At 59.5% G+C, this 24,190-nt stretch carries 29 protein-coding genes; 12 read left to right on the top strand and 17 right to left on the bottom strand.

From position 1 onward, the window contains the following. Positions 1-98 precede the first annotated feature (98 nt). Positions 99-1,691, top strand: coding sequence for a uracil-xanthine permease family protein (locus ACK509_RS02795; protein WP_410764975.1), 1,593 nt, complete (start codon positions 99-101; stop codon positions 1,689-1,691). Positions 1,692-1,859: 168 nt separating this feature from the next. Here ACK509_RS02795 and ACK509_RS02790 read toward each other — a convergent pair whose 3' ends face one another. Further along, entirely contained in the window at positions 1,860-2,000 is a 141-nt protein-coding gene (locus tag ACK509_RS02790) for a hypothetical protein (RefSeq protein ID WP_410764974.1), read from the bottom strand. 80 nt (positions 2,001-2,080) lie between these two features. Next, positions 2,081-3,289 (bottom strand): mechanosensitive ion channel family protein, encoded by a 1,209-nt coding sequence (locus ACK509_RS02785; protein WP_410764973.1) that lies wholly within the window; start codon positions 3,287-3,289, stop codon positions 2,081-2,083. Between the two features lie 94 nt (positions 3,290-3,383). Here ACK509_RS02785 and ACK509_RS02780 point away from each other — a divergent pair, with 94 nt between their 5' ends. From ACK509_RS02780 to ACK509_RS02770, 3 genes are all read left to right on the top strand, one after another. After that, entirely contained in the window at positions 3,384-3,878 is a 495-nt protein-coding gene (locus ACK509_RS02780; protein ID WP_410764972.1) for a metal-dependent hydrolase, read from the top strand. 41 nt (positions 3,879-3,919) lie between these two features. Next, on the top strand, positions 3,920-4,498 hold the full coding sequence (locus ACK509_RS02775; protein WP_410764971.1) for a peroxidase-related enzyme: 579 nt from the start codon (positions 3,920-3,922) through the stop codon (positions 4,496-4,498). Between the two features lie 103 nt (positions 4,499-4,601). Next, a complete protein-coding gene (locus tag ACK509_RS02770) occupies positions 4,602-4,796 on the top strand; it encodes a cold-shock protein (protein ID WP_410766240.1) in 195 nt (64 codons plus the stop codon). Positions 4,797-4,901: 105 nt separating this feature from the next. Here the strand turns inward: ACK509_RS02770 and ACK509_RS02765 are convergent, their stop codons facing one another. Then, positions 4,902-6,428, bottom strand: a complete 1,527-nt coding sequence (locus ACK509_RS02765; RefSeq protein WP_410764970.1) for a cryptochrome/photolyase family protein — start codon at positions 6,426-6,428, stop codon at positions 4,902-4,904. A gap of 191 nt (positions 6,429-6,619) precedes the next feature. On the opposite strand from ACK509_RS02765, the gene ACK509_RS02760 reads away from it, so the two are divergent. Then, positions 6,620-7,423, top strand: coding sequence for a dimethylarginine dimethylaminohydrolase family protein (locus ACK509_RS02760; protein WP_410764969.1), 804 nt, complete (start codon positions 6,620-6,622; stop codon positions 7,421-7,423). An 81-nt stretch (positions 7,424-7,504) separates the two neighbouring features. On the opposite strand, the gene ACK509_RS02755 is transcribed toward ACK509_RS02760, so the two are convergent. Beyond that, positions 7,505-9,109, bottom strand: coding sequence for an acyl-CoA synthetase (locus ACK509_RS02755; RefSeq protein WP_410764968.1), 1,605 nt, complete (start codon positions 9,107-9,109; stop codon positions 7,505-7,507). 77 nt (positions 9,110-9,186) lie between these two features. Further along, positions 9,187-10,308: a bactofilin family protein gene (locus ACK509_RS02750; RefSeq protein WP_410764967.1), complete on the bottom strand. Its 1,122-nt coding sequence runs from the start codon at positions 10,306-10,308 to the stop codon at positions 9,187-9,189. A gap of 191 nt (positions 10,309-10,499) precedes the next feature. Between ACK509_RS02750 and ACK509_RS02745 the strand changes: the two genes are divergently transcribed. Continuing rightward, positions 10,500-11,474, top strand: a complete 975-nt coding sequence (locus ACK509_RS02745) for an aldo/keto reductase (RefSeq protein ID WP_410764966.1) — start codon at positions 10,500-10,502, stop codon at positions 11,472-11,474. Between the two features lie 31 nt (positions 11,475-11,505). Beyond that, positions 11,506-12,000 carry a hypothetical protein gene (locus tag ACK509_RS02740; protein ID WP_410764965.1) on the top strand — a complete coding sequence of 165 codons (495 nt, stop codon included), beginning with the start codon at positions 11,506-11,508 and terminating at the stop codon, positions 11,998-12,000. Here ACK509_RS02740 and ACK509_RS02735 read toward each other — a convergent pair. The 3 genes from ACK509_RS02735 to ACK509_RS02725 are packed head-to-tail and all read right to left on the bottom strand — an operon-like array spanning position 11,976 to position 14,954. Next, complete coding sequence (locus ACK509_RS02735; protein ID WP_410764964.1) at positions 11,976-13,175, bottom strand: MFS transporter; 1,200 nt, start codon at positions 13,173-13,175, stop codon at positions 11,976-11,978. The genes ACK509_RS02740 and ACK509_RS02735 overlap by 25 nt on opposite strands. Positions 13,176-13,218: 43 nt before the next feature. After that, the gene (locus tag ACK509_RS02730) at positions 13,219-14,289 is read right to left on the bottom strand and encodes an iron transporter (RefSeq protein ID WP_410766239.1); all 1,071 of its coding nucleotides are present in this window, start codon (positions 14,287-14,289) and stop codon (positions 13,219-13,221) included. After that, complete coding sequence (locus tag ACK509_RS02725; RefSeq protein WP_410764963.1) at positions 14,286-14,954, bottom strand: SCO family protein; 669 nt, start codon at positions 14,952-14,954, stop codon at positions 14,286-14,288. Before ACK509_RS02725 ends, ACK509_RS02730 begins: the two co-directional genes overlap by 4 nt. A 101-nt stretch (positions 14,955-15,055) precedes the next feature. On the opposite strand from ACK509_RS02725, the gene ACK509_RS02720 reads away from it, so the two are divergent. Both ACK509_RS02720 and ACK509_RS02715 read left to right on the top strand, forming a co-directional pair. Continuing rightward, positions 15,056-16,342: a twin-arginine translocation signal domain-containing protein gene (locus tag ACK509_RS02720; protein ID WP_410764962.1), complete on the top strand. Its 1,287-nt coding sequence runs from the start codon at positions 15,056-15,058 to the stop codon at positions 16,340-16,342. A 37-nt stretch (positions 16,343-16,379) separates the two neighbouring features. Beyond that, positions 16,380-16,511, top strand: coding sequence for a hypothetical protein (locus ACK509_RS02715; RefSeq protein ID WP_410764961.1), 132 nt, complete (start codon positions 16,380-16,382; stop codon positions 16,509-16,511). A gap of 17 nt (positions 16,512-16,528) precedes the next feature. On the opposite strand, the gene ACK509_RS02710 is transcribed toward ACK509_RS02715, so the two are convergent. The 4 genes from ACK509_RS02710 to ACK509_RS02695 all read right to left on the bottom strand — a co-directional run bounded on the left by ACK509_RS02710 (position 16,529) and on the right by ACK509_RS02695 (position 19,271). After that, positions 16,529-17,191 (bottom strand): cytochrome c biogenesis CcdA family protein, encoded by a 663-nt coding sequence (locus ACK509_RS02710; RefSeq protein WP_410766238.1) that lies wholly within the window; start codon positions 17,189-17,191, stop codon positions 16,529-16,531. Next, a complete protein-coding gene (locus ACK509_RS02705; RefSeq protein WP_410764960.1) occupies positions 17,191-17,757 on the bottom strand; it encodes a TlpA family protein disulfide reductase in 567 nt (188 codons plus the stop codon). The genes ACK509_RS02710 and ACK509_RS02705 overlap by 1 nt, the downstream gene beginning before the upstream one ends. 132 nt (positions 17,758-17,889) lie before the next feature. Beyond that, a complete protein-coding gene (locus tag ACK509_RS02700) occupies positions 17,890-18,630 on the bottom strand; it encodes a thioredoxin domain-containing protein (RefSeq protein WP_410764959.1) in 741 nt (246 codons plus the stop codon). Between the two features lie 71 nt (positions 18,631-18,701). Beyond that, a complete protein-coding gene (locus tag ACK509_RS02695; RefSeq protein WP_410764958.1) occupies positions 18,702-19,271 on the bottom strand; it encodes an NUDIX hydrolase in 570 nt (189 codons plus the stop codon). 172 nt (positions 19,272-19,443) lie between these two features. Between ACK509_RS02695 and ACK509_RS02690 the strand changes: the two genes are divergently transcribed. Both ACK509_RS02690 and ACK509_RS02685 read left to right on the top strand, forming a co-directional pair. Next, complete coding sequence (locus ACK509_RS02690; protein WP_410764957.1) at positions 19,444-19,635, top strand: DUF1918 domain-containing protein; 192 nt, start codon at positions 19,444-19,446, stop codon at positions 19,633-19,635. 33 nt (positions 19,636-19,668) lie between these two features. Further along, positions 19,669-20,097, top strand: coding sequence for an RNA-binding protein (locus ACK509_RS02685; protein ID WP_410764956.1), 429 nt, complete (start codon positions 19,669-19,671; stop codon positions 20,095-20,097). Between the two features lie 217 nt (positions 20,098-20,314). On the opposite strand, the gene ACK509_RS02680 is transcribed toward ACK509_RS02685, so the two are convergent. The 4 genes from ACK509_RS02680 to ACK509_RS02665 all read right to left on the bottom strand — a co-directional run bounded on the left by ACK509_RS02680 (position 20,315) and on the right by ACK509_RS02665 (position 23,233). Continuing rightward, positions 20,315-20,824, bottom strand: coding sequence for a hypothetical protein (locus ACK509_RS02680; RefSeq protein WP_410764955.1), 510 nt, complete (start codon positions 20,822-20,824; stop codon positions 20,315-20,317). A 339-nt stretch (positions 20,825-21,163) separates the two neighbouring features. Further along, positions 21,164-21,952 (bottom strand): hypothetical protein, encoded by a 789-nt coding sequence (locus ACK509_RS02675; RefSeq protein ID WP_410764954.1) that lies wholly within the window; start codon positions 21,950-21,952, stop codon positions 21,164-21,166. Positions 21,953-22,183: 231 nt separating this feature from the next. Then, positions 22,184-22,747 (bottom strand): thioredoxin family protein, encoded by a 564-nt coding sequence (locus tag ACK509_RS02670; protein ID WP_410764953.1) that lies wholly within the window; start codon positions 22,745-22,747, stop codon positions 22,184-22,186. A 60-nt stretch (positions 22,748-22,807) separates the two neighbouring features. Continuing rightward, complete coding sequence (locus tag ACK509_RS02665; protein WP_410764952.1) at positions 22,808-23,233, bottom strand: EamA family transporter; 426 nt, start codon at positions 23,231-23,233, stop codon at positions 22,808-22,810. Between the two features lie 180 nt (positions 23,234-23,413). Here ACK509_RS02665 and ACK509_RS02660 point away from each other — a divergent pair, with 180 nt between their 5' ends. Beyond that, complete coding sequence (locus ACK509_RS02660; protein ID WP_390223357.1) at positions 23,414-23,611, top strand: hypothetical protein; 198 nt, start codon at positions 23,414-23,416, stop codon at positions 23,609-23,611. A gap of 43 nt (positions 23,612-23,654) precedes the next feature. On the opposite strand, the gene ACK509_RS02655 is transcribed toward ACK509_RS02660, so the two are convergent. Then, a complete protein-coding gene (locus tag ACK509_RS02655) occupies positions 23,655-24,098 on the bottom strand; it encodes an ester cyclase (RefSeq protein ID WP_410764951.1) in 444 nt (147 codons plus the stop codon). Between the last annotated feature and the right edge of the window lie 92 nt (positions 24,099-24,190).

Raw genomic sequence — 24,190 nt, 5'->3', positions numbered from 1 at the left:
GGTATTTCTCACGAGTCGCGTCGAAGCGTAGGAGATATATAGTCTCCATTGAATCGTGGCACAACCATGCGCAGATTCTGGCCACCGCATGTGGGGGGATGGTCGTGACGGACGACTCATCTTCTCGCTCGTTTGTGCAGTACGGTATCGAAGATAAACCACCCCTTCCCACTTCTCTCCTTCTCGGCGTTCAACACTACCTCACGATGGTCGGCGCGAACATCGCCGTTCCACTGATTCTCGCAGGCGTCCTCGACATGCCTGGGTCAGTGATTCCGCGCTTCGTAGGCACGTTCTTCGTCGTCTCGGGTATCGCAACCCTGATGCAGACGACGTTCGGGAACCGGTATCCCATCGTGCAGGGCGCGCCGTTCTCGATGTTGGCACCGGCAATCGCCGTCATTGGCGTCGTCACCGCATCCAACCCATCGGGTGTGGGATGGCAGACGGCCTTACTTCAACTCCAGGGGGCAATCATCATCGCCGCGGCGGTGGAGGTACTCGTCGGCTACTTCGGCTTGCTCGGTCGCCTTCGCAAGTTCATCTCGCCGGTCGTCATCGCGCCGACGATTGCGCTCATCGGGCTTTCGTTGTTCAACGTCCCGCAGGTCACGGCGGCGACCAACAACTGGTGGCTGCTCGGCTTGACGCTCGGCCTCATCGTCCTCTTCTCACAGTACCTCAACACCAGTCACCCTGCGTTCAAACTCTTCCCCGTGCTTCTCGGCGTCGTCGTCTCCTACGTGATTGCGGCAGCACTGTCGGTGACGGGCGTCATGGCACCCGGGACGCCGGGCTACATCGACCTCGCATCGGTCGCCCAGGCACCCGCGCTCATGCCAATCTACCCCTTCCAGTGGGGCTTCGCAGGCGGCGCAGGAACGGTCACTGTCGGGCTTCCGGTCGTCGGCGCGGTCGCCTTCGGCATCCCGCAGTTCACCACCTCGTTCATCATCGGCATGCTCGCTGGCGTCGCCGCGTCGATGGTCGAATCCTTCGGTGACTACCACGCTGTGGCCCGTCTCTCGGGCGTTGGCGCACCATCCGAACGCCGTATCAACCACGGCATCGGCATGGAAGGCCTGATGAACATCTTCTCGGCCATCATGGGTGGCAGCGGTTCCACGTCGTACTCTGAGAACATCGGTGCTATCGGCTTGACTGGCGTCGCCTCGCGCTACGTCGTCCAAGTCGGTGCTGTCGTCATGCTCATCATGGGCTTCGTCGGCTACTTCGGCCAGCTCATCGCGACTATCCCCGGCCCAATCGTCGGCGGTCTGTACATCGCTATGTTCGGCCAAATCGTCGCGGTCGGCCTCTCGAACCTGAAGTACGTCGACCTCGATTCCTCGCGTAACATCTTTATCATCGGTGTCGCGATGTTCGCCGGGCTCGCCATTCCAGCCTACATGGGCAACGTCGGGAGCGCCGAAGCCTTCCGTCAGGGAATGAGTCAGGTCGCACTCGTCGGCCCGATTCTCAGCACCCAACTCGTCGCAGACACCATCTTCGTCATCGGTTCGACCGGGATGGCCGTCGGCGGCCTCTTCGCGTTCATCTTCGACAACACCATCGAAGGAAGCCGTGTCGAACGCGGACTCGAAGAGTGGGAAGAAGAAGTCGAAGACGACTCGGAGTTCATTTCGGCGTTCGAACGATTCGGAAGCGACGAATCCGCGTCGGCAGACTAAGTTACGAACACGGACAGTCTGTTGGCTGTCTCGTGGCTCATTTTCTCGGTGCAACTGACGGAACTACCAGCAGTCAGGTCTGGGTGACAGACAACATTCGAACAGACAACATTCGTGGTGAAGACCGTCTCACGCACACGTGCCTGAAGCCGCACGTCGCGGGGCGACTCAGTCTCCGCGTTGTGTCTTCGTTCTGCCGAGTGCGAGCAAGATGAGATAACCGACGACACCGGCGGCAAAGAGGAGAACGGGGATAATAAACGGACCAAACGTCCCGATGAGCGTGTCGAGGGGACCGAGTTGGAGCATGCGTGGTCCAACGAAGGCGACGGTGGTAACGTTCTCGGCGTGTGGGCGTGGAGTCCTCTCAGAACAAGACAAGAACGCGCTCACTCGTCGTCGAACGCGTCGTCGTAGAAGCCGTCTTGTGTGTCTTCGGCGTCGAACGCACCGTCCCAGCCATCGCCGTTACTCTCTGTCTCTCCGTTGGTGCTGGTGGTCTCTCCCGTCGTCGTGGACGCACTCGCCTGTGTGGGTTCGGACGCGACTTCGGCGCGGTGAACGTGTACATCGCGCTGTGGGAACGGAATTTCGATACCCGCCTCGTTCAACTGCTTGTAGATGGCACGATTGACGTTGTGGACGGCCTTTCCGCGCTTCAGTGGGCTGTTGACCCAGCAGACGAGTTCGTATTCGAGCGCGTCGGCACCGAATCGACGGAGTCTCGCCCGCGGGCGCGGCGAGTCGAGGACGAGCGGTTCGTCGAGTGCGAGTTGGACGAGAATCTCTTCGAACTGGTCGATATCGGTGCCGTAAGCGACACCGATTGGAATCTTCACGCGGCGGCGACGACTCGGTGCGGATTCGTTGATGATTTTCGCGGCGTTGAGGACGGAGTTCGGCACCGTGACGAGGAGTTCGTCGCGCGTCAAGAGCGTGGTCGAGCGAATGCCGACTTTGACCACGGTTCCAGCCTCGCCAGAGTCGAGGACGACGTAGTCGCCGATTTTGTAGGTGTCGTCGAAGTAGAGTGCGATGCCACCGAAGAAGTTGGCGACGGTGTCTTTCGCGGCGAAACCCACGGCGATGCCTGCGATGCCCGCCCCGGCGAACAGCGGCGTGATTTCGATACCCCAGATGTAGAGAAGTGTGCCGATAGTGCCGAGCGAGACGACGAGCGTCCAGATGTTAGAAAAGACTGGCGCGAAGTCGTACTTGCTTCCACGGTCCTTGACTGCATCCACGAGACGATTGACGAGGCGGTTCAGTGCCCACGCCCAGACGACGATTCCAATCGATATCGATGGCCGACCGAAGAACGTCGTGAGTGTCTCTGGTGGGATGAGGGTCTCAGCGACCGCGGGCGTCTCAGAGAACAAGTAGAGTCCAAAGAGGAGAATCGAGACGATAATCGGCAACCGAATTTCGGAGACGATGATGTTGTCGAGTGTCGTCTCGGTCTTGCTCGTGTAGGAGAACAGCACCCGAAGGACGACAGCCTCCATCACGAACGCGCCGCCGAGAGAGACGACGAGTACGAGGACTGTCGCTTCGAGCGCAGACAGCCCAGAGAGAAGCGTCGCGAGATGTTGGCTCATACCGTGACTCTCGCTGTGGCGTGAATTAACGATTGCTCTGAATTGCCGCATTCGGCGGAAAGGTTTTCATCGCATGAGGGATGAGCATCTGCTAATGTACCGATTCGGTCACTGGGGGATTTCGCTCCTCGTCTTTGCACCCCTCGGATTCGCGCTCGTCCTCTCCGGCGACCCGGAGCTCGCTCTCGTCGCCGGTGGCGTGATGTGTTGGCTGGCGATGCTCCCCGACGTGGACATGCGAGTCCCCTTCATCTCGCACCGCGGGCCGACTCACACCTTCGCGTTCGCTGCACTCGTCGGCGGCGTCGGCGCAGGGCTCGCGTATCTCGCTCTCCCAGTACTCGGGTTCTCGACTGAAACGACGACGACGCTCGCCTCGTTTGGCTTCGCCGTCGGCGCGCTCACCATCCTCGCACACCTCCTCGCGGACGTGTTGACGCCGATGGGAATCCGCCCGCTGTGGCCGCTTTCGGACCGCAAATTCAGCCTCAGCCTGTGGCGCGCGGACAACAAACTCGCCAACTACGGACTCTTCGGATTGGGCGTCTTCGCCGTCGCGGCCGCGGGCTATCTGAGTGTTGCCCTCTGACCTGAGGAATCGTTAAGGTCCGACCGGATGACCGAACGTGCATGAGTGATGCGATGCGACGATTCCCGGTGCCCGACCTCGACGACCTTCCAGACGACCTCCGCGAGCGAATCGACGAAGAGACCGAGAAGGCAGGCTTTACACCCAACGTCTTTCTCGGATTCGCCTACAAGCCCTCTCACTGGCGGGCCTTCTTCGACTACTACGACGCGCTCGTCGAGGATACGGCACTGACTCGCGCCGAAGTCGAGATGATTATCGTCGCCGTCTCGGGCGTCAATCACTGTTACTACTGCAACGTCGCCCACGGCGCACTGGTTCGTATCTACGCCCGCGACCCGCTTCTCGCTGACCAACTCGTCGCCAACTACCGAACCGCAGACGTCTCGGACGAACAGATGGCGATGCTCGACGTGGCGGTCAAACTCACCGAATCACCGGCAGAAGTCGGCGACGAGGATATTGCACGGCTGGAAGCAGTCGGGTACTCCGAAGAGGCGATTTGGGACATCGCGTCGGTGACGGCGTTCTTCAACCTGAGCAACCGCATGGCGATGTTTGCGGATATGCGACCAAATGAGGAGTTCCATACGCTCGGGCGCGAAGCGCGAGACGAATAACGCCTCAAACTAGCACGAACACCCTAAACCCGACGCCATCAGGCATTTTTGCGTCATTTCCGGCGGAAGTCTTATGATGCTCTCTAGCCACTTTGGATACGCAATGGCGAAAGGCAAGGTTGCGTTTTTCAAGTCCTCCGGGGGCTACGGATTCATCGAGAGCGACGACGCTGACGAAGACGTCTTCTTCCACATGGAAGACATCGGTGGTCCCGACCTCGAAGAGGGCCAAGAAGTCGAATTCGACATCGAGCAGGCCGACAAAGGCCCGCGCGCGGTGAACGTCACCCGACTCTAAACGAGCGGCGACGACTGAATCTGAGGTATCACGAGCGAGTACAGTTCTTCATTTTCGAACGCTGAGCGGTCGCGCCGCCTCACAGAGCGTTCGCGCGCAAGCCCCTCACAGAATCCCTGCACGACCCATCTCCCGAACGTCTTCGGCACGTTCCCGAATGGCCTTCCATTCGTCGTCGTCCTTGCGGTCTACGTGAGAGTACATGAGGCCCATTCGCCCGGTTCTGCGAAGCACTGCTTCGTTCTCCTTCAAGAAATCCCAGTAGAGCGCGTTGAACGGACAGGCGTTCTCCCCGGTCGTCTTCGAGACGGCGTAGGGGCACGACGAACAGTAGTTGGACATCTTGTTGACGTAGTTTCCCGACGAGGCGTATGGTTTCGAGGAGAGGACTGGAGACCCGAACGAGCCCATGCCGACGACGTTCGGCGTCGTCACCCAGTGATACGCATCGACGAACCCGAGGTGGAACCAGTAGTTCAGTTCGGCGGGGTCGGTCCCGAAGACGAGCGCGAAGTTCGAGAGAACCATCAGGCGCTCGATGTGGTGGGCATATCCGTGGTCGTGGACGTGGCCGACCGCTTCCGAGAGACACTTCATGTCGGTCTCGCCAGTCCAGTAGGCCTCTGGGAGCGACTCGCTCTGGTCGAGTTGGTTCGCCGTCGCCAGTCCGGGCATCGACCGCCGATAGACGTGGCGCACGAACTCTCGCCAGCCAATCACCTGCCGAATGAATCCTTCGACGCTGTTGAGCGGTGCGTCATCCGCGCGGTAGGCATCCTCCGCGGCCTCGACGACCTCTCGTGGATGGAGTAAGCCGAGGTTCAGTGCGGCAGACAAAAGTGAGTGATTCAGCGCCCATTCGCCGTCGAGCATGGCGTCTTGATACGCTCCGAATTCATCGAGTCGAACGTCGATGAAGTGTGAAAGCGCCTGTTGTGCTTCCTCGCGCGTGACGGGCCAGACGAACTCATCGGCTGACCCCCACGTCTCGGGATACCGGGTCTCGACAAATTCGAGTACTTCTTTCGTCGTCTCGTCTGGTTCGAACCGTGGAACCGTCGGCGGGGTCCACCCATTCGGTGGCGTCTCCCGGTTTTCGTCGTCGTAGTTCCACTCTCCCCCTGCTGGTCCGCCGTCGCCCACGTCGTCATCGCTCACAACGTCGCCGCCCATCAGAATTCCCGTCTCGCGGCGGACGTGTCGGTACCAGTGTTCTTGCCGGTAGGTCTCGGCGTCGCCTGCCCACGAATCGAACTCCGCGGGCGACGTCAGAAACAACTCGTTTTCGACGATTGTGAGTTCGCCACCGCGGGATTCGACGAGTTCACTGAATCGCTCACCAGCGCCGTGACTCGGCGGGTCCATGAGAACCAACGGAGTTCCGGGCGCGGCCTCGTAGAACTCGTCTAGTCCCTCGCCGAACGTCTCGGCTTCGATGTATGTCACGTCGTATTCTCTGTCGCGGAGTTCGTCGCGGAAGTGGCGCATCGCCGAGAACACGAGCGCGAGTTTCTGTGGGTGATACCGCATCCGCTCACCGAAGGCGTGCGCCTCTATCATCAGCACGTGGTCGTCGTGCTGGAGGGGTGTCGCGTCGGGATACAGTTGGTCGCCGAGCACCCAAACTGTCATACGAGTTCTTGGAGGGTGTCGAAAAGAGCGTGTCGGCCAGTGTGAAAACGACCCCAAACACCCATTTGATTGGACACACGAACAACAGAATGAGTGGTAATCACCTATTTGTATTTTCGAGTCGAGAGTAATCTGTGATTACAGACACTATTAGCGCAGGTAGTCTCGAATTTTCAAACACGGATGTCGTAATGGTAGAGCCGGAACACTTCGCCGTAGAGTACGAAATAAATCCGTACATGGATAGCTCGTACGACGTAGACGCTGTGAGAGCGAGAGACCAATGGGAGAGTCTGCGTCGAGTCTTCCAGGCAATCGGCCTCGATGTCTACGTACTCGAACCGGTCGAAGGGTTGCCGGATATGGTGTTCACCGCGAACCACGGGCTGTTCTTCGAGCGAGATGGGGAGTCCCATTTTCTGCCTGCGAGGATGAAGTGGGAGCAACGAGCAGGCGAAATCGACGCCGTCGTGGCCGAATTAGAACGGCTTGGCGTGGCTATCGTTGACCAACCCGACTCTATCTTCGAGGGGTCTGGGGATGCGATGACCCATCCGGACGAAGACAAGCGATGGCTTGGATATGGGCCGCGAACCGAGAAATCTGCCGTCGAGGAACTCTCCCGAATAACAGGTGCCGAAATGGTTGGAATCCAACTCTTGACGGACAATTTCTATCATCTGGATACGTGCTTCGAACATCTGACGACTGATACTGCACTCGCATACCCCGGTGCGATTGCCAACGCGGACTTCGAAAAGATGGTCGATGCCTACGACCTCGTCATCGAAATTTCTGATTCGGAGTCCAGTAAGATGGCAGGGAACGCGTACTGCCCGGATGGCGAAAACATCGTCATCGACGAAGGTGCAGTCGGAACCATAGACGACTTAGAAGACTACGGGTTTACCGTTCATCCGGTAGATACCTCGGAGTTCAGAAAGTCAGGAGGCTCGGTCTACTGTATGAAATTGCAGGTTCCAGAGTCGATGTAAAAATCACAGAGAGTTACGTTCGTAGACGGTGACCGAAACGGGCGGGCGTGCCCGAAAAAGACAACCTGTGTGGAAGTGTCGTTACTTTTCTTGCCCGCGGAGTTCGATGCGGCGAATCTTCCCAGACGACGTTTTCGGCAACTCGGTGACGAACTCGATTTCGCGCGGGTACTTGTAGGGTGCAGTCTCCTGTTTCATGAAGTCCTGCAACTCGGTCACGAGTTCGTCAGATCCTTCGTAGCCCTCGGTGAGGACGACGTAGGCTTTGACGATGCTCCCGCGTTCGTCGTGCGGGGCGGCGACTGCGGCGGCCTCCGTTACTGCTTCGTGCGAGACGAGCGCGTCTTCGACTTCGAAGGGGCCGATACGGTAGCCCGCAGAGATGATGATGTCGTCGGCGCGGCCTTCGAAGAAGAAGTAGCCGTCTTCGTCGCGCGAGGCGAGGTCACCGGTTCGGTAGTAGTCGCCAGAGAACGTCTTCTCGTCCAGTTGGGGTTTCTCGTAGTAGCCGTCAAAGATACCGGGGCACCCGACGGGGACGGCGACTTCGCCGATTTCACCGACGTCAACTTCGTTCTCGTCCTCGTCGATGATGGTCGTCCCGAGACCGGGCGTGGGTTTGCCCATACTGCCGGGTTTTACGTCGATTCCGGGGTAGTTCGTGAGCAGTGCGACCGTCTCGGTCTGTCCGTAGCCGTCGCGTGGAATCACGTCGAACGCCTCGCGGAACGCCTCGATTGGCTCGCGGTTGAGTGGTTCGCCAGCAGAGAGTGCCTCTTTGAGTTCGAGGTCGTACGAGGAGAGGTCGCACTGGGTGAACGTGCGGTACTGAGTCGGGACGGCACAGAGTCGCGTGACGCCTTCTTCTTCCATGAGTTCGAGGAACGTTTCGGGGTCGTAGTCGCCCTGATAGACGAACTGGGTCGCGCCCGTCGTCAGGCCGACGCCGACTGGGCTCCAGAACCACTTGGCCCAGCCAGTTCCGGTCGTCGCCCAGAGCAGTTCGTCCGAAAGGTCGTCGTCCGACGTGACCCCCCACCAGTACGGTGCGTTGATGAGTTGGAAACAGCGCATCCAGCGGTGGCGATGACGGACCGGTTTTGGCTGGCCAGTCGTCCCCGAGGTGTAGTTGATGGACATGCCGTCTTCGGCCGCGAGTTCGGGGCCGTCGTGACTCGTAGATTCGTCGGCGATGAGTTCGTGGAAGTCGGTCCAGCCATCGGGTGCGCCACCGAGTGAGACGAAGTTTTCGAGTGGCGTGTCTGCACTCACTTCGTCCACCATCCCGACGAGCGATTCGTGGACGACGGCGGTGGTCGCCTCACAGTCGTTCGCGCGGAATTTGATATCTTTGGGCTTGAGCATCGAGGAACTCGGGACGAGCAGTGCGCCGCGTTTGAGGGCACCGAGTTGTACCGCAAAGACGTCCGGGTCGCGGGGAAGAAGATGAATTACGCGGTCACCCTTTCCGACACCGAGCGATTCGAGCGCGTTCGCAAAGCGGTTCATATCGTCTCGTAGGTCGGCGTAGGTTCGTTCGTCCGCTCGTCCGTCTGCGTCGCGGAAGCGAAGTGCGACTCGCTCACCAAACGAATCTGCGTGCGACTCAATCACCGCCGGAAGGTTGTAGTCGTCCGGAATATCCCACTCGAACGACGCAAGTTCGGCATCGTAATCGACTGCCATAGTTCGACAGACAGAGACTACCATAATAATTGTTCGTCCAAAAAGGTGAAACTCAGATGAGGGGTATCGCCCTGCGGTCAGGTCATTGGTGCGCCTTCTTCAGGCCCTTCACCGGGCGTCCCCATCCCTCCTGTCTCGTCGCCGGACTCGCCACGGAGTGCGAGTGCGAATGCCCCAAGCCCCACGAGGAGGACGAGGAATTCGAGGATGCCGCCGACGAACGGGACGAAGTCGAGGATGGCGACGATGAGCAGACCGAGTGCGAGTGCGGCCCAGCGGTTCGCGTAGTCACCCAGCGACAGGAGCCACGTCCCGAGGACGAGCGCGCCGTAGATGCTCGCCACCCAGAGGACCACGAGGAATCCCACGCCGCCTGCGAGTGACAGCGGGATGCCGACGATGGTCAAGAGGAGGATGAGCAACACGAGGGGTACGCCGATGATGACGAGCAACCCTGCGCCACCGCTGCGGACCGCCTTTTTCGTTCCGAGACCGGTCACGCGGCGGGCGAATTCCGGGGCGACGAGGACGACGATTGCGCCGAGGACGAGGTTGACGAGCAACCAGTAGCCCGAGAACACCCACTGTGGAATCACGGGGGCGTCCACCTGTCCGAAGTTCGCTGGAACGCCGAAGATGGACGGACCAGTCATTTCGAGGTCAGTGACGCGAGTTGCGCCACCGGCGACAGTTGCACTGTCGTCAATCGTTGCGGTTTCGGCGTCGTATTCGAGCGCACCCGCGATGCGGGCGTTCGGGCCGACAGTGAGTTCTTCGGCACCGACAGTCGCGTCACCGGCGACAGCGCCGTCGATAACCGCACTTCCGGCACCGGCTTCGAGGTCGCCACCGACGATAGCACCGCTCCGGACGAAGAGCGCACCCGCGGCGATGTTAACGTCGCCATCGACTGCCCCTTCGATATTCACGCTTCCTGCCACTCCATCGAGTGACCCGGTTACACGTCCGGTTTCAGTGATGAGTACCGTCCCGGCGGCGAATTCGACATCACCATCGACGATTCCGGAGATGATGACTGTCCCACCGGTCGCTTGTAGGTCGCCGGTGACGATTTCGCCTTCATCGACGATAATCGTCCCACCAGCGGTTGGTTCTTGTTGTGCGGCCGCGACGCCGACGACGGACCCGACAAGGAGTACCGTCAGGGCGAGTGCGACCAGCGCTTTTGAAATACGCATGGGAATCACCGAGGCTTTGCCTCTGTAATATGATACAACGTATTGGGAGATAAAGCAACAATGAGCCTCTCAGACACGGAGAATGCCTCCAAAAAATAGACATTCTGTCAATTTAGTTCGTTGCGAAAAGCGAGAGTCGCCCACGTTTCCGGTTGGTCCACTTTTTTCGTCACGCCACGAGAACGACACGCATGGAGTATACGACTCTCGGCGACACCGGGATGGAGGTCTCACGAATCTGTCTCGGGTGTATGAGCTTTGGGACACCCGACTGGCGCGAGTGGGTACTCGACGAAGAAGCGGGACTCGAACTGGTCGAACGCGCAATCGACCTCGGTATCAACTTCTTCGACACCGCGAACATGTACTCGAACGGCGAGTCCGAGCGTGTCCTCGGAAAGGCACTGGACGGCCGCCGCGACGAGATGGTCGTCGCCTCGAAGGTGTACTTCCAGATGGACGAGAACGACCCAAACTCCGGTGGGCTCTCCCGAAAAGCCATCGAGCAAGAAGTGGACAACCAACTCGACCGCCTCGGGATGGACACCCTCGACCTGTTACAGATTCACCGCTGGGATTACGACACGCCAATCGAGACGACGATGCGCGCGCTCGACGACGTGATTCGTCGCGGAAAAGCCCGTTACATCGGTGGGTCTTCGATGTGGACGCACCAATTCGCAGATGCACAGTACACCGCTGACGCACTGGGTCTGGACCGCTTCATGACGATGCAGAACCACTACAACCTCCTCTACCGCGAGGAAGAACGCGAGATGCTTCCGTTCTGCCAGAAGCAGGGCGTCGGCGTCATTCCATGGTCGCCGCTCGCTCGTGGGTATCTGACGCGCCCGCACGAGGAGTTCGAGGCGACGACCCGCGGACAGACCGACAGTCTCGCCCGACAGCATCCCTACTTCGAAGGCGGCGGGAAGGAAGTCAACGAGCGCGTACAGGAACTCGCCGACGAGAAGGGCGTGAAGATGGCTCAAATCGCCCTCGCGTGGGTGTTCGAAAAGGAGTGGGTCGATGCACCAATCGTCGGGACGACGAGCGTCGAACACCTCGAAGACGCGGTCGAAGCCCTCGATATCAAACTCTCCAGTTCAGACGTGGAGTACCTCGAAGAACCCTACCAACCGGTCCGCGTCTCCGGCCACGAGTAAGACACATTAGGAACCCCTGAGAGATTGGGTCGTGCTTCGTCACCTCGCTGACCGTGCCCGTGCCAACCCCACAGTGGCGATTCTTTCGTTCGAAGTCGTACTCGCCGTACTGACGCTCGTTGGCTTTGCGCTAATCCTCGCCTCACCGGTGGTTTCGAACCGGAGTCTAATGGATCTCGGCCTCCCGATGGCGATGCTCGGAATTTGTGTACTCACGGTCACGTCGTTGCTCGCGGCCGCGCGGCGAATCGTTCGGTTGGTCACAGGTCGTGGCGGCCTCGCTATCGAATCGTTTTGGCGGATGCTCGAAGTGATGTTCGCCCTCTTCGTCATCGGCATCGTCGTGGCGGCAATTCGACTCGGCCAGTACGCCCAGAGTATCCCAAACCCGCGGGGTGGCGGCGTGATGGTCGGTCTCTTTCTCTTGTTCGTCTTCGCAGGCATCGGCCTCGCCGTAATGGTCTGTCTTCGGGCGATGTGGCGTGTCGTCAGCGCGGAGATTCAGTCAGCACTCGGTGCGGCCTGAGTGCCCGACTGAATATCGAGACGCCGAACAGCGCGGAGTGCTACGATTGCGATTGCGACTTCTGCAAGTCCAACGACGGCAAACGACGGGAGGTAACCGACGACTTGGGCGACGGTTCCGCCGATGATGAATCCCGCGAGGAAGCCCAGACTGCCGAAGACGTTGAAGCCACCGAGGGCCGCCCCACGTTCTTCAGGGCCAGCGAGGTCGGTCACGAGTGCCATCGTCGCGGGCGCGACGAGTGCCCCGAAGATGCCGACGACGACCATCAATCCCGCCGCAAGTTCGAATCCGGGGGCGAGACCGACTGCGAGGATGGCGACGCCGTAGAGCATCGACCCCGCGACGACGGGGATAAACCGACCAATGCGGTCTGAGAGTGCGCCGAGTGGATACTGGAGCAAGGCAAAGGGAACGAAAAAGAGCGCGAGAACGCCCCCCGCGGTCGCGGCATCGACGCCGAACGTGTCGCGGAAGTAGTAGACGCCGACGAGCGCGAAGAACCCGGCCGTCATGCGGTCGATGAAGCCAAAGGCGTAGGGGACGCTAAACGCCGGGCGTGAGGCGAGTTTTCGGAGAACCGCACCGATACCGAGGCGAGTCGAGTCGGGCGCGCGGTCTGAGACGGTCGCGACGACGATGGCGACGCCGACCAAGACGGCCGCCGAGGCGTAGAGTGGTGCGAGTGGGTCGGCGGTCGAAAGTCGCCCACCGATGACGGAGCCGAGTGCGGCACCGAGTCCGATTGCGATTCCCGCCGCGCCCATGTTGCGGCCGTTCCCACCCGAGAGGTCGGCGAGCATCGTAATCGACAGCGAGAACGCACCGATGGTCATCGCCCCACCGAAGAGACGAACGAGGAGGACGACTGCGAAGGGGAGGCCAAGTCCGGGGAGCGCGGCGAGAACGAGATAGCTTGCCGCCCCACCGAGTGCGCCGAGTGCGATGAGTGGGACGCGACGACCGAGAGTATCAGACAGCGCACCCCACAGGCTGGCGAAGGCGACGAAGGCGGCGAACTCGGCGACGAGGAACCACATCCCACCCGAGAGGTCACCATCGCCACCGAGTGCGGTGACGAGGTCGGACACGCCGGGGTAGAGAAACACCTGCGAGAGAAGCACGCCCCACACGGCGAGTGCGAGGGTGAGACGTTCACGGCGTGTCGCATCCATATCCGAGTCGAAGTTCCGGGTGAAAATAGACCTGTCTACACAATCACGACTCGGGCAGCGTGAGTTGGACGAGTTCGAAGTCGAGGAAAGCCGTTTCGTAGCCTTCGTGGCGGGCGACTTGCGGAGGCACATCGACAGAGACCCACACATCGTCGTCGCCAGCCAACCCCGGAATCGAATTGCCGTAGTGGAAGCCGAGTTCGGGGTCCAATCCCGGCTTGAGTTCGCCCTCGAACCGCGTGTTCGACCCGGACTCGACTCGCACGGAGAGACCCATTCCGGGGACGAGCAGGCTGTTGTACGGTGTTCGGGGAGAGATGGCGAGATACGGGTCGTCACCGAATCGCTCGTCGTCGGTGGCACTCCCGACGAAGATGAGGTCACCGCTCGTAGCACGCCCGAGGCCGGTTCCGGGGAGCGAGTCGGGCGCAGTTCCGAGCGGAAGGCTCTCCATCGACATTGGCTTTACTGCGCCGCGTTTGCCCTTGTCCTCGTCGAGCATCGTGTACTCGATGTCGTCTCTGTCGCGGGTGGAAAACTCGAAGTCGAAGGTTGCCTGCGCGGGTGCGTCGAATTTGTCCGCGAAGGAACCGAACTTCTGGACAGAAGGCGCGCCGACGCCGACGGTGACTTCGTAGGTTCCGTCGCCGTCGAGTCCGAAATTGTCGCCGTAGTGCGCGCCCATTCGTTGGGAGAGCATCGGATAGACGACTTCCTCGCTCACGAGTTCGTCCGCTTGGCTCAGTTCGACAGAGACACCGGTCACGGGAACGACGATGTCCGTCTCGGGTTCCCAAACAGTGGCCATCAGATGCACGTCGTCGGTGGGGTTCAACCCGATTTTCTGGGTCGAAAATCCGTCGCCGTCGGCTTCGACCACCCAGAAACGGTGTGGATAACTATAGAACAATCCGACGCGGTAACCTCCGGCATCGGCCATCCCAACCATGCGCATCCCTTCGACGTGCGTCGGAATGTAGACTGCATCGGGGCGGTTCGAGACGACGGGTGGTTCCGAACTGGTGTAGACTTGTCCGAGTTCGGCGAGGCACCCGGTGAGACTCGTCGCCGTGACGGCTCCGACCCCTGCGAGGAACCGACGACGATTCATTATGCCTCTTTGAGTGCGTTCAGGTCGTCGATGAGGGTCTGTTCGTCCGGTTGGGTACCACGGTAGGACCGTTCGACGTAGCCGTCACCGTTGACCAGCAGGACGAGACCCATGTGTGTGAACATGTAGTTCCCCTCCTCGTCGGGTTCGTTCTTCTCGAAGAAGACGCCGAACTCGTCTTGGACGACGGACTTCGCTTCGGCTTCGTCCTCCGGTCGGAGGAAGTGCCAGTTGCCCGCGTCCATGTCGATGTTCATCTGGTCGGCCTCGGCTTGGAAGGCCTGGGCGTCGTCGCGGGCGGGGTCGAACGTCACCGGATAGAACGACACGTCGTCGTAACCCTGGTCGAGCGAGTAAATCTGGACCTCACGAAGTGAACTCACCAGCACCGGACAGACCGTCATACAGTTGGTGAAGATGAACGTGTGGAAGTGTGGGCCGTCGATGTCGCGGACCGAGACTTCCGTACCGCCGAGTGGGTCGGCGAGTGTCACGTCCGGAACCTGTTGGCCCCACGCCGGGTATGGGAGCATCTCGCTGGTCACGTCTTCGTTCTCACGAGTAGGCTCCGAGAGTGCGACGTTCGGGTTGTCGTCGCCGCCGAGACAGCCTGCGAGGCCGACTGCGGCGCTGGCCCCGAGTGCACGGAGATAGCTGCGTCGCTGCATTGGGTCTCCTAGCCACTCCGTGCTCAAATGCCGTTTGGTGTGCATCTCGAACTCGAAGGCCACACCAGAACCCACTTGCTCACGAAGTTCCTAGCGTGGGTATGTTCGACGGGTCCGCGTCTCGACGGGAGTTCATGAAAGCCGCCGTCGCCGCGGGCGGTGCGGCGGCGCTCTCGGCCTGTCTCGACCGGGCACCTACCGCTCCCGTCCCGGGTGGGACGACCGACTACGACTCGCTCCCCGAACGGCAGCACGCGTGGAACGACTTCACTCGACGCGACGAGTACGACAACGTCGAGTTGCCGAGCCATCAGGTTCTCCTCTATCTCACGCTCGACGGCGACGGTGCCCCGACAGACGGCGACCGTCAAACAGTCGAAGAGTCGCTTCGAGTCCTCGACCGGGCGTACCAACGTAGCAACGAAGGTCTGCTCTGGTCGATTGCCTACTCGCCCCGATACTTCTCCCGATTCGACGAACCACTCCCGTCATCGCTCGACCTCCCCGAGCCACGGGCGCTCTCGTCGTTCGAGACACCGGAACTCGACCGACAGGACGCACTCGTTCATCTCGCATCCGACCGCGCAGAGGTAGTTCTCGAAGCAGAGCAAGCCCTCTTCGGCGAGGTCGAATCCGCCAACGGTGTCGAAGTCGATATCGACCTCTCGTCGGTGTTCTCGGTCGATTCGCGGCGAACCGGGTTCGTCGGTGTCGGCCTGCCTGCCGAAAAACAGTCGAACCTCAACGGGATTCCCAACGGCAACCCCGTTCCTGACGAATCACCGTTGTTCATGGGATTCAAAGCCGGATTTAGCAAAAATCAGGCCACAGAAGACTACGTGACGCTCACAGATGGCCCGTTCGCCGGTGGCACGACCAAACACGTCGCCAACATCCGCCAGCGACTCGCCGACTGGTACGACGAAGAGGACTACTACCATCGCGTCATGAAGCTCTTTTCGCCCGGCCACGCCGAGGGAGAACTCGTCGATGGCGTCGGCAACAACCTCGGCGACGACAGCGGTATCGACGCCATGTTTGACCGCATCCGCGACGACGCCCGTGAGTTCGGCCACGTCGGCCACGCCCAGAAGGCCGCTCGCGCCAACCGCGACGAGGAAGGGAACGTCAAGCTCCTCCGACGGCACTTCGAATCGGCCGACGACGGCGTGGCGAGTCTCCACTTCCCGTCACTTCAGCGTGGCATCTCGGACTTCGAGGCCGTCCGTGAGGCGATGAACGGTTCGGACCTCACTGACATTCCGACGATTCGCCAGCGGGTGAACAACGGAATTTTAGAGTATCTCTTCGTCAAGCACCGTGGAAACTTCTTGGTCCCGCCGCGCAGTCTTCGTGCGCTTCCGACGCCGACGGGCGAAGCGCCCTAAGCGATTTAGGCACGCTTCGTGTACTGCCAACGAATCGATGGCCATACTCGCGCAAGTCGGACCCGAACAATCGGGGAGCGTCCTCCAGTTCGTCGTCGCGCTCGTGTTCTTTCTCGGGGCGTTCCCGGCAGTCTACCTGCTCGGACGACTGTTCGACCGAGTTTTCTGAATTAGAGAGCCCACACCTCAGACGTAGCCCAAAAAGGACAGCGCCAGTCCAATCTGCCACAGACCGGCGAGAACCATCACGACACCTGCGAGCGTCTGTACGGAGCCGATGTGCTTCGAGAAGCCACGAACTCGGTCGCCGCCGAGTGCGGCGAGAATAGTCACCATTCCGAGCGGGAGCGCCGCGGTGAGGGCGTATGCACTGAGCGAGACGAGCGCCTGCGAGGTGGGAAGCGCCAAAGACTGCGCGACGACGCCGAGGAAGATCGGGACGACACAGCCCGCGGCGGCGAGTCCGTAGACTGCGCCGAAGATACCGAACCCCGCAATCGAAGCGCGATACTCGGGGAGAACGACGTGCAAACTCGGCGCGCGACCGGAGAGAAAGAGTAGGCCGAAGACGACCAGCGCGCCACCGACGAGTGGTTCGAAGAGCGCGAGATGTTGAGCGATGCGCCCACCGACGAGGGCGAGTGCGCCGCCGATAGCCGCGAGGACGACCAGTGCAGCGAGCGAGGCGACCGCGCCGCGAATTGCGGCACCGCCCAAGTCTGCGTCGTCCTGTGAGAGATAGTAGCCGACGTACCCCGGAAGCAGTGGATAGGCACACGGCGCGAAGAAGGTTCCAACGCCCGCGCTGACGGCGAACGCGAGCGTGCCAGCGAAGGCGGGGTCAACTATCACAGCGTCTCCTCGATAGCACTTCGGAGTGTGTCTTCGGCCGCCAGCCCACGGTGTGTCCACGTGATTTCGCCCGATGCGTCGAAGACGACGAGGAAGGGGAGTCCGCCCGCGCGAACCGCACGCATGAGGTTGCTTTCTGGGTCGTGGCCGAGCGTCCAATTGCCGTTATTTTCGACCCACCACTGGCGGATGTCTTCGATTTGGAGGCCGCCGCCGAGTCGCTCGTTCGTCACCGAGACGAACGCCACGTCGTCGCCGAACTCGTCGCGCAGGTGGTTGAGTGACTCCATCTGAGCGACACACGGCGCACACCACGTCGCAAAGAGGTCGAGGACGGTCGGTCGTCCGTCGCTCGGAATCGTGACTTCCCCAGCGGTCGAACCCGGTGCGTCGAGGGTTTGGACGGTGAGTGGAAGCTCGTTGTTCGATGCAGAATCGTCGGAACGCTCGGTTTCTGTGTCGTCGCCATCGCTGGTTGACCCACCCGAACTGCCTCCTAAACAGCCTGCAACTGTGAGACTGGCCGCGCCTCCGAGCGCACCGAGGTAGCGGCGGCGCTTCACGCGTGAGCACCTCGCGTTGGCTTCTGGTGTCGCGTTCCGCTCATTAGGAGTGGCTAGTCAATTCTGCCGTAAAGAACCGCTGGTATTGTGCGCGAATCACGCCCGTGAGTTGGTGTGGGCGTCGAAAATCGGCTACCGGGCGTTCTCGATGGCAGTCTGGACTTCCGACCACGTCGGCGTCACTTGCTCGCCGTTCACGAGGACGGTCGGCGTGCCACGGAAGCCGTTTTCGTCGACTGCCTCTTCGCGCATGGCATCGACGTGCGGGCGGAACCGGTCGTTGTAGGCCGCCGCCGCAATCGAACAGCCGTCGAGGTCAGCGTCGTTTGCGAGCGATTCGAGCGTCGAGAGCGAGCCTTCGACGTCCTTTCCGCTGAACTGGTCTTGGTTCTCGAAGAGTGTGTGTGCAAAGGAGAAGTACGTCTCGTCTCCCGCTTCTTCCTGTGCTTGGTGGGCCGCCGAGGCACCGCTGTAAGACCACCACTTGTTGACGGGAATCGGGAAGTCGAACTGGCGGAACTGGACGATGCCCTCCGAGATGTACTCGGATTCGATTTGCGGGAAGACCTCGAGGGTAAACGTCTGACAGTGCGGACAGGCGAAGTCCTCCCACGCATCGACCGTGACCGTCGCGTCTTCCGGACCGAGCGTCGGTGTCGAGACCGAACTCACCTGGTCTCGCGGTGCTACTTCGCAGTCGGTACCAGGGATAGCGGTCTTTCCGCTTCCCGTATTGGTGGAGGAGTCGGTGCCGCCCGTGGAGGAGTCGGTGTTGGTCCCGTCTTGACCGGTCCCACTACCGAGACAGCCTGCGGTTCCCAGTGCGGCCGCGCCTGCAACAGAAGCAAGATACGCACGTCGAGATTGTCGCATATCCTCACGTAGGGTGGTTAGCACTTAGACCCAACGGGGCATTCGAGCGCAACTCACACGGTTGTACACGGTCAATCGCCCGCAACGTGGTCGTGCCACGCCACGAGTTCACGCCGGTCGCGGGTGTCGGTGGGAACGTTCGACACGTCGAACCACCGGGCCGCAGAGATTTCCTCGTCGGGGTCGTTAATCGAGAGTTTACACTCCTCGTTCGCGCGCGCTTGATAAATCGGCATCACGCCCCACGTTTGATGGCGCGAACAACGGATTTCGACGCGCGTCGCCATCGCAAGGCCAGTGTACTCGGCATCGATACCCGCTTCTTCGGCGAGTTCTCGGCGGGCGGCTTCGGGGAATGCTTCGCCGTTATCGACACCGCCGCCGGGGAGGACCCACATATCGACACCCTCGTGGCGAACCAAGAGAATCTCGTCGTCGTCGCGTCGGACGATGGTGTGGACACCGAACGGTGTTCCCGTCGCTTTCACACGCTGGGCGAGCGTGCGAAAGCGCTCGCGCGAGACGTGTTGGGTATTGGTCGGTTCGAGAAAGTCGGTGTGACCTTGCTGGAGTCGGTGATACGTCTGTTCGGCACGTTGAGCGGCCTCGTCGGCGAGGAACCACAGGTCGTCTACAGCCATCGGTACTGGGCAAACGTGTAATTCGTAGACGCTCCCGTCAGCATGGGTCTGCATTAGGACAGCCCACACAAATCGGCTTCGACACTCGCCGAGGCCCACCTGAGAACGGTCATCGTATGGGGCGTCGAAGCCAACCACCGGCCTTTTATCCGCCCGAACGAAACACCGGAGTATGAGCTTCGAGAAAGACGACAAAGTCGTCCTCCACGACAAGCACAGCGAATTCGACGGCGAGACCGGGACGGTCACGCAGGTCATCGAGAGCATGTTCGGCGAGCCAACCTACACCATCAGTTTCGACGACGGTCAGGAAGTCGGCATCCCACAGGACCAACTCGAAGCCGCCGACGAAGACGAAGAGTAAACGCCCTTATTTCTTTCCTGCGAAGCCCGTATTATGGCACGCGTCCCATTCCACTACATAGACCTCCGCACGTTCTGTTACGAGACCGAAGACGAGAAGCGAGTCCTCGACGCCCTCCGGACGTTCCTCCCCGAAGACTTCGAAATCGACCGGATGGAGAACACCGGACATCTCGGCGACCGAATCGTCGTCTTCTCGGCACGAGTCGAGCGCGCTGACGACGTTCGACACGTCCTCTCGAAAGTTCGAGAACTCCCCGACCTCGAAGACCTACTGGACGAACTCGACGACCGCGTCACCGACAACACCGAGTTCTTCCTCCGACTCGACAAACAAGCCGCATTCAAAGGTGAGGTTCGCCGCGGCGGCGGCCTGACACTCCGCGCGAAGGTCGAAGCCTACCCAGCGAAGAAAGAAGCGGCGGTCGAGAACGCCCGTGAGGCATTGCTGGGTGACAACTGAGGTGGAGATGGGGCGCTAGTCGGTTCCGAGAACTGCCAATTCGAGGAAGTATGATGCTGGAAGTCTTGTATCGGTTGTGATCTCCAGTCCCTGGTAGTTTGCTGAGTCGGTGCTGAATACAGGGCGCATAATCAGCACGGCAGAACTTTGAATCTGGTCTATCTGAAAGTCGAAAGTTGGCATACTCCTCTCCTTCAGCTATTGGGAGTAAATGCCGCTACGAATCCGACTTATCGCTAAGTACCAGCTCTAGAGTTGCCGGTTTCGGATGACCGTTCAGCTGCCACGTGATTAATGTGGTTTCTATATGGGTGTCACTGTAATCTGTTTCCTTCTCTTCAATCGTGGCTGTCATCCGCAACGAATTTTCGCTGATGTCGGTAACTCTCGTCGTCAAGATTTGGTCTTCGCGTAGAACAGCGTGGACAACTGATACAACGTGCGCAGAGTAATCAAGTGAAAAGTAACCATTCTCAGCAGGATCGAACACTTCCGTGTTACGGAGGTGTTCTCGTGCATCTGCAGAATTCTGAATGAGTACCCCCTGCAACGAACCAGGCTCTGTTGATGCGTCACTGAGGAGGGGTAAATCGGAGATAACGGTTGAAACCTGCCATGCATCGGGTGATTGAGTGAAGGTGTTGAAGACAGGTCGAACACACCCACTAGCTCCACTTACAGCAACAAGAGGAATCAAACGGAGGAAGTCTCGGCGTGTGGAGGTCATCAATTAGAAAGAGAACATCATAGTGGCATAACAGTAACCATGATTCTGAAGTGAATAATCAGACCACCTCTGACGGATACTGGGAGGGTTTCAACGGACATGCTGAACTCATTCCTCTATATTCAGCATGGGGTTCATGACAGTATTATGGGTGAACGTAATTGAATCAGAGACTTCCGAGAGTAGGCTACTTGAGGAAGGTGATGAAACTCGAAGCGGTGTCACAATGGAAGATTGGCCACTGAACGTTTGTTGAGGCCGTCCTGAATGCAGAATCTTCCACATCGCTTTCGCCGTACTCTCTGAACTCGCATTTTCTCAAAAAACGACCCCTGGGAGTCAGTGTTCTCCGGCTTCGACATCAAAAGACGTGGTGATTAGTTCTCCATCTGGTTTCGCCTGAAGGAAAAGTCGGTATCGACCGGGTGTAGGGAACCGGACGGCGAATCTAACAACACCATCCTCTGAGTTCGAATCTTCGGGGTGGACGTGGAGATACGCGAGATCACCATCTCGAAGCGCAACGAGGTGACCGAGTGCACCGAGGTAGGCATCGAGGTGAGCGACACCATCCTTTCTGCGTACTTCGAACTCGATACTGACTGTCTCGCGAGTGGGGAACTGTTCCGGAGTCAGTTCAATAGTGTACCCCTCAACCTCGGCCACGTGCGTGGTTTTCGGACGATCTTCGTACTGAGCGGGGCCCGACGACAGTAGGTCTACACCGAGCGTCGTGGGCTGGCCATCCACGAGTACGTCAATGAAGGCCCGATAAACACCGGGATCTGGAAGGGTGACCTCAGCGGACCACGTTCCATCGTCGGCCAGTGTCGGGTGGAGGTGCTGAAACCGCGTGAGGTCGCGACGGACGAGAATCAGGTGAGCGAGTTGGTCGTGTGTCTTTTCGAACTCGGTGATCACGTTCCCTTCTTCGTCGTGTACTTGATACGTCCATTTGCTGGATTTTCCTGGTTCGATGCGCGTCTCGGACGCCTCAAGTTGGAATCCATCCTCGGCGACGGAAACTCCTCCCGGGAGTGCGTGGCTATCCGTATCAGTGTCGCCGCGAGGTGTGTTGTGTCCGTGACCACTCGCAGCAGGCTCAGAGTCGTGGTGGTCCTCAGCCATGGGAACTGTACGTCTGCCATCATCTAATGTCTTATTCTGCTTGGAAGGAAGGTCAGCAAACAGAGTCGCCAATAGAGCCGATTACAGGCCAACGAGAACGTCGAAAACCCACCGCGACTACTGTTCTCGATAGAGACAACACTTCCAGTTTCATTACTTGCTTGAATAAGCTATTCTCGGAGGTCTTCGAACAGTTGAAGACAACGTTCTTTCCGAAATTGGGACGCTCCCTTACTCCTCGCGCCACTTAATCGAGCAACCCTGTGACGGTGTTTCGTCCACAGGAATCTCTTCACCGGCGAGTACTGCTTCGACAGCCTCGCGCATCTCGTGGGCAGTCACCTCGGCGTCGGGACTCATCGCGTCGTCAATGCGCGAGTGGAAGACGAGTTCGAAGCCGTCGCCCGTGTTTTCGAAGAGGAACGGGTCGGGCGTACAGACCGCGCCGTAGGTGCGAGCGACTTCTTGCGACTCGTCGTGGAGGTAGGCAGTGTATCGAATCGTGCCGTCTTCGACGAGTTCCTGCATGCGCTCGAAGGAGTCGTCGGGATACGATTCGGCGTCGTTGGGGTTGATGCCAACGACGGCGAGGTCGTCGTAGCTCTCGGCGAGGGTGTTCAGTTCGTCGAACTTCGCTTTCGCGTACGGGCAGTGGTTACACGTGAAGACGACGAGCAGGGCGTCCGAGTCGGAAAACGACGAGAGCGAATAGGTCTCACCGTCGGTTCCGGGGAGTTCGAACGCCGGAGCCTGGTCTCCGAGGGTCAACTCGGAGTCGGATTCCATCAGTACCATAGTCGGACGTTCGTGGCCGAGAACAAAGACGTTGGCCCGTGGGCGTCGAGTGAGGCGAAGTCAGTCGAGCGAGACGAGCAGGACTGCGAGTACCGCAAACACGATTCCGGCGGCTTTCTTGATGGTCACTGGCTCGCCGAGGGCGACGATGCCGACGACAGACGAGACGGCGAGAAACATGCCGAAGATGGGGGCGACGATAGAGACGGGGCCGAGTGCCAGTGCCCGGTAGTACGAGAGAATCCCGATTGCGAGGCAAATCCCCGCGCCGATGACGTAGGGAAGTTTCGAACTCACGACTGAATCCGTGAGGCTCTGTCCGGAGTAGACGATGACGCCGAGTGTGACGACGACGAGAATACCGTTTGCGATGAATGCGGCGACGTCGCTCGGAATCTTTCCTGGGTCGCTTGTTGCAACCTTCATCAGTGGTGCGACGAGCGAGTATGCCCCGAGTGCGACGACGGCCCACGTAACGTAATTCACGGGAGTATCACCGTCGTAGTTCCCACCTCGGGTGGGTATAGTATTACGATTCGCCACTGGTTGGTTCACGACAAGTTCGTTATTGAAATGATAAACAATTTTGGCGTGCCAAAACACGACTTACTCACAATTTTAGTTTTGAGGCCAATATTTATCAACTAATACGCCGAATGATGGTACATGTCCCAAGACGTATCCCCCTCGGTAATCGCGCACACGTGGGACGACCCAACCCGTTGTCCGTTCTGCCTCGCAGAACTCGAAAGCGAAGGCGCTGGCTTCATCGACCACATCGACGAGAGTCCAATCTGTCGGCAAGGCTTCGGCATGTGGCGAGAAGCAGTTGCCGACGACGTCGGCGGCGAGTGGTCCGGATAGAGAACTCCTTTCTTTCAAAAATTACTGACCGTTACTGGTCAGACTATTCTACCAGGCCAAGTTGGTGCATCATGGCCATTGTATCGGTACCGTTCCACTCTTCGACGACGCGACCGTCTTCGAATCGTCCTTCCACGATACCCCACATCTCCATGTGTTTATTCGTTGCAGGGATGTCGTCCCCCTCACCGCGAAGCAGGCCGTCGTGGGTTCCAGTGACGCGATAGCGACAGTATACACAGTCGTCTCTCGCCGTCACGTCCATCAATTCGACGTGGAAGTCAGAGAAGGCGTCGTGGTATCGCTGTGCGTATGCTTTGACGCCGTCTTTTCCGTGGACTCCCTCGGGGTCAGAGAACGCATGAATCTCGATATCTTCGCCGTACACCTCGTCGACTACGTCGTACTCTCGGTCGTTCCACAGTTCGCTGGCGATGCGCATCATCGTCGCCTGATTGCCCTGTTCGGGCGTGGTTGTCGCTGCCATTTCACCACCACTAGTGACAGACGTCAGAACCGGGCTTAGTTATGAATTCTTCAACTCCTGAATGGGTTTTCTGACTGAAACGACAGTGTTGA

It is taken from the genome of Haloferax sp. DFSO60, from assembly GCF_046557615.1.
In the GTDB taxonomy this organism is placed as follows: domain Archaea; phylum Halobacteriota; class Halobacteria; order Halobacteriales; family Haloferacaceae; genus Haloferax.
The sequence above is the reverse complement of the archived record's forward strand: the minus strand, read 5'-3'. Positions and strand labels throughout refer to the sequence as shown.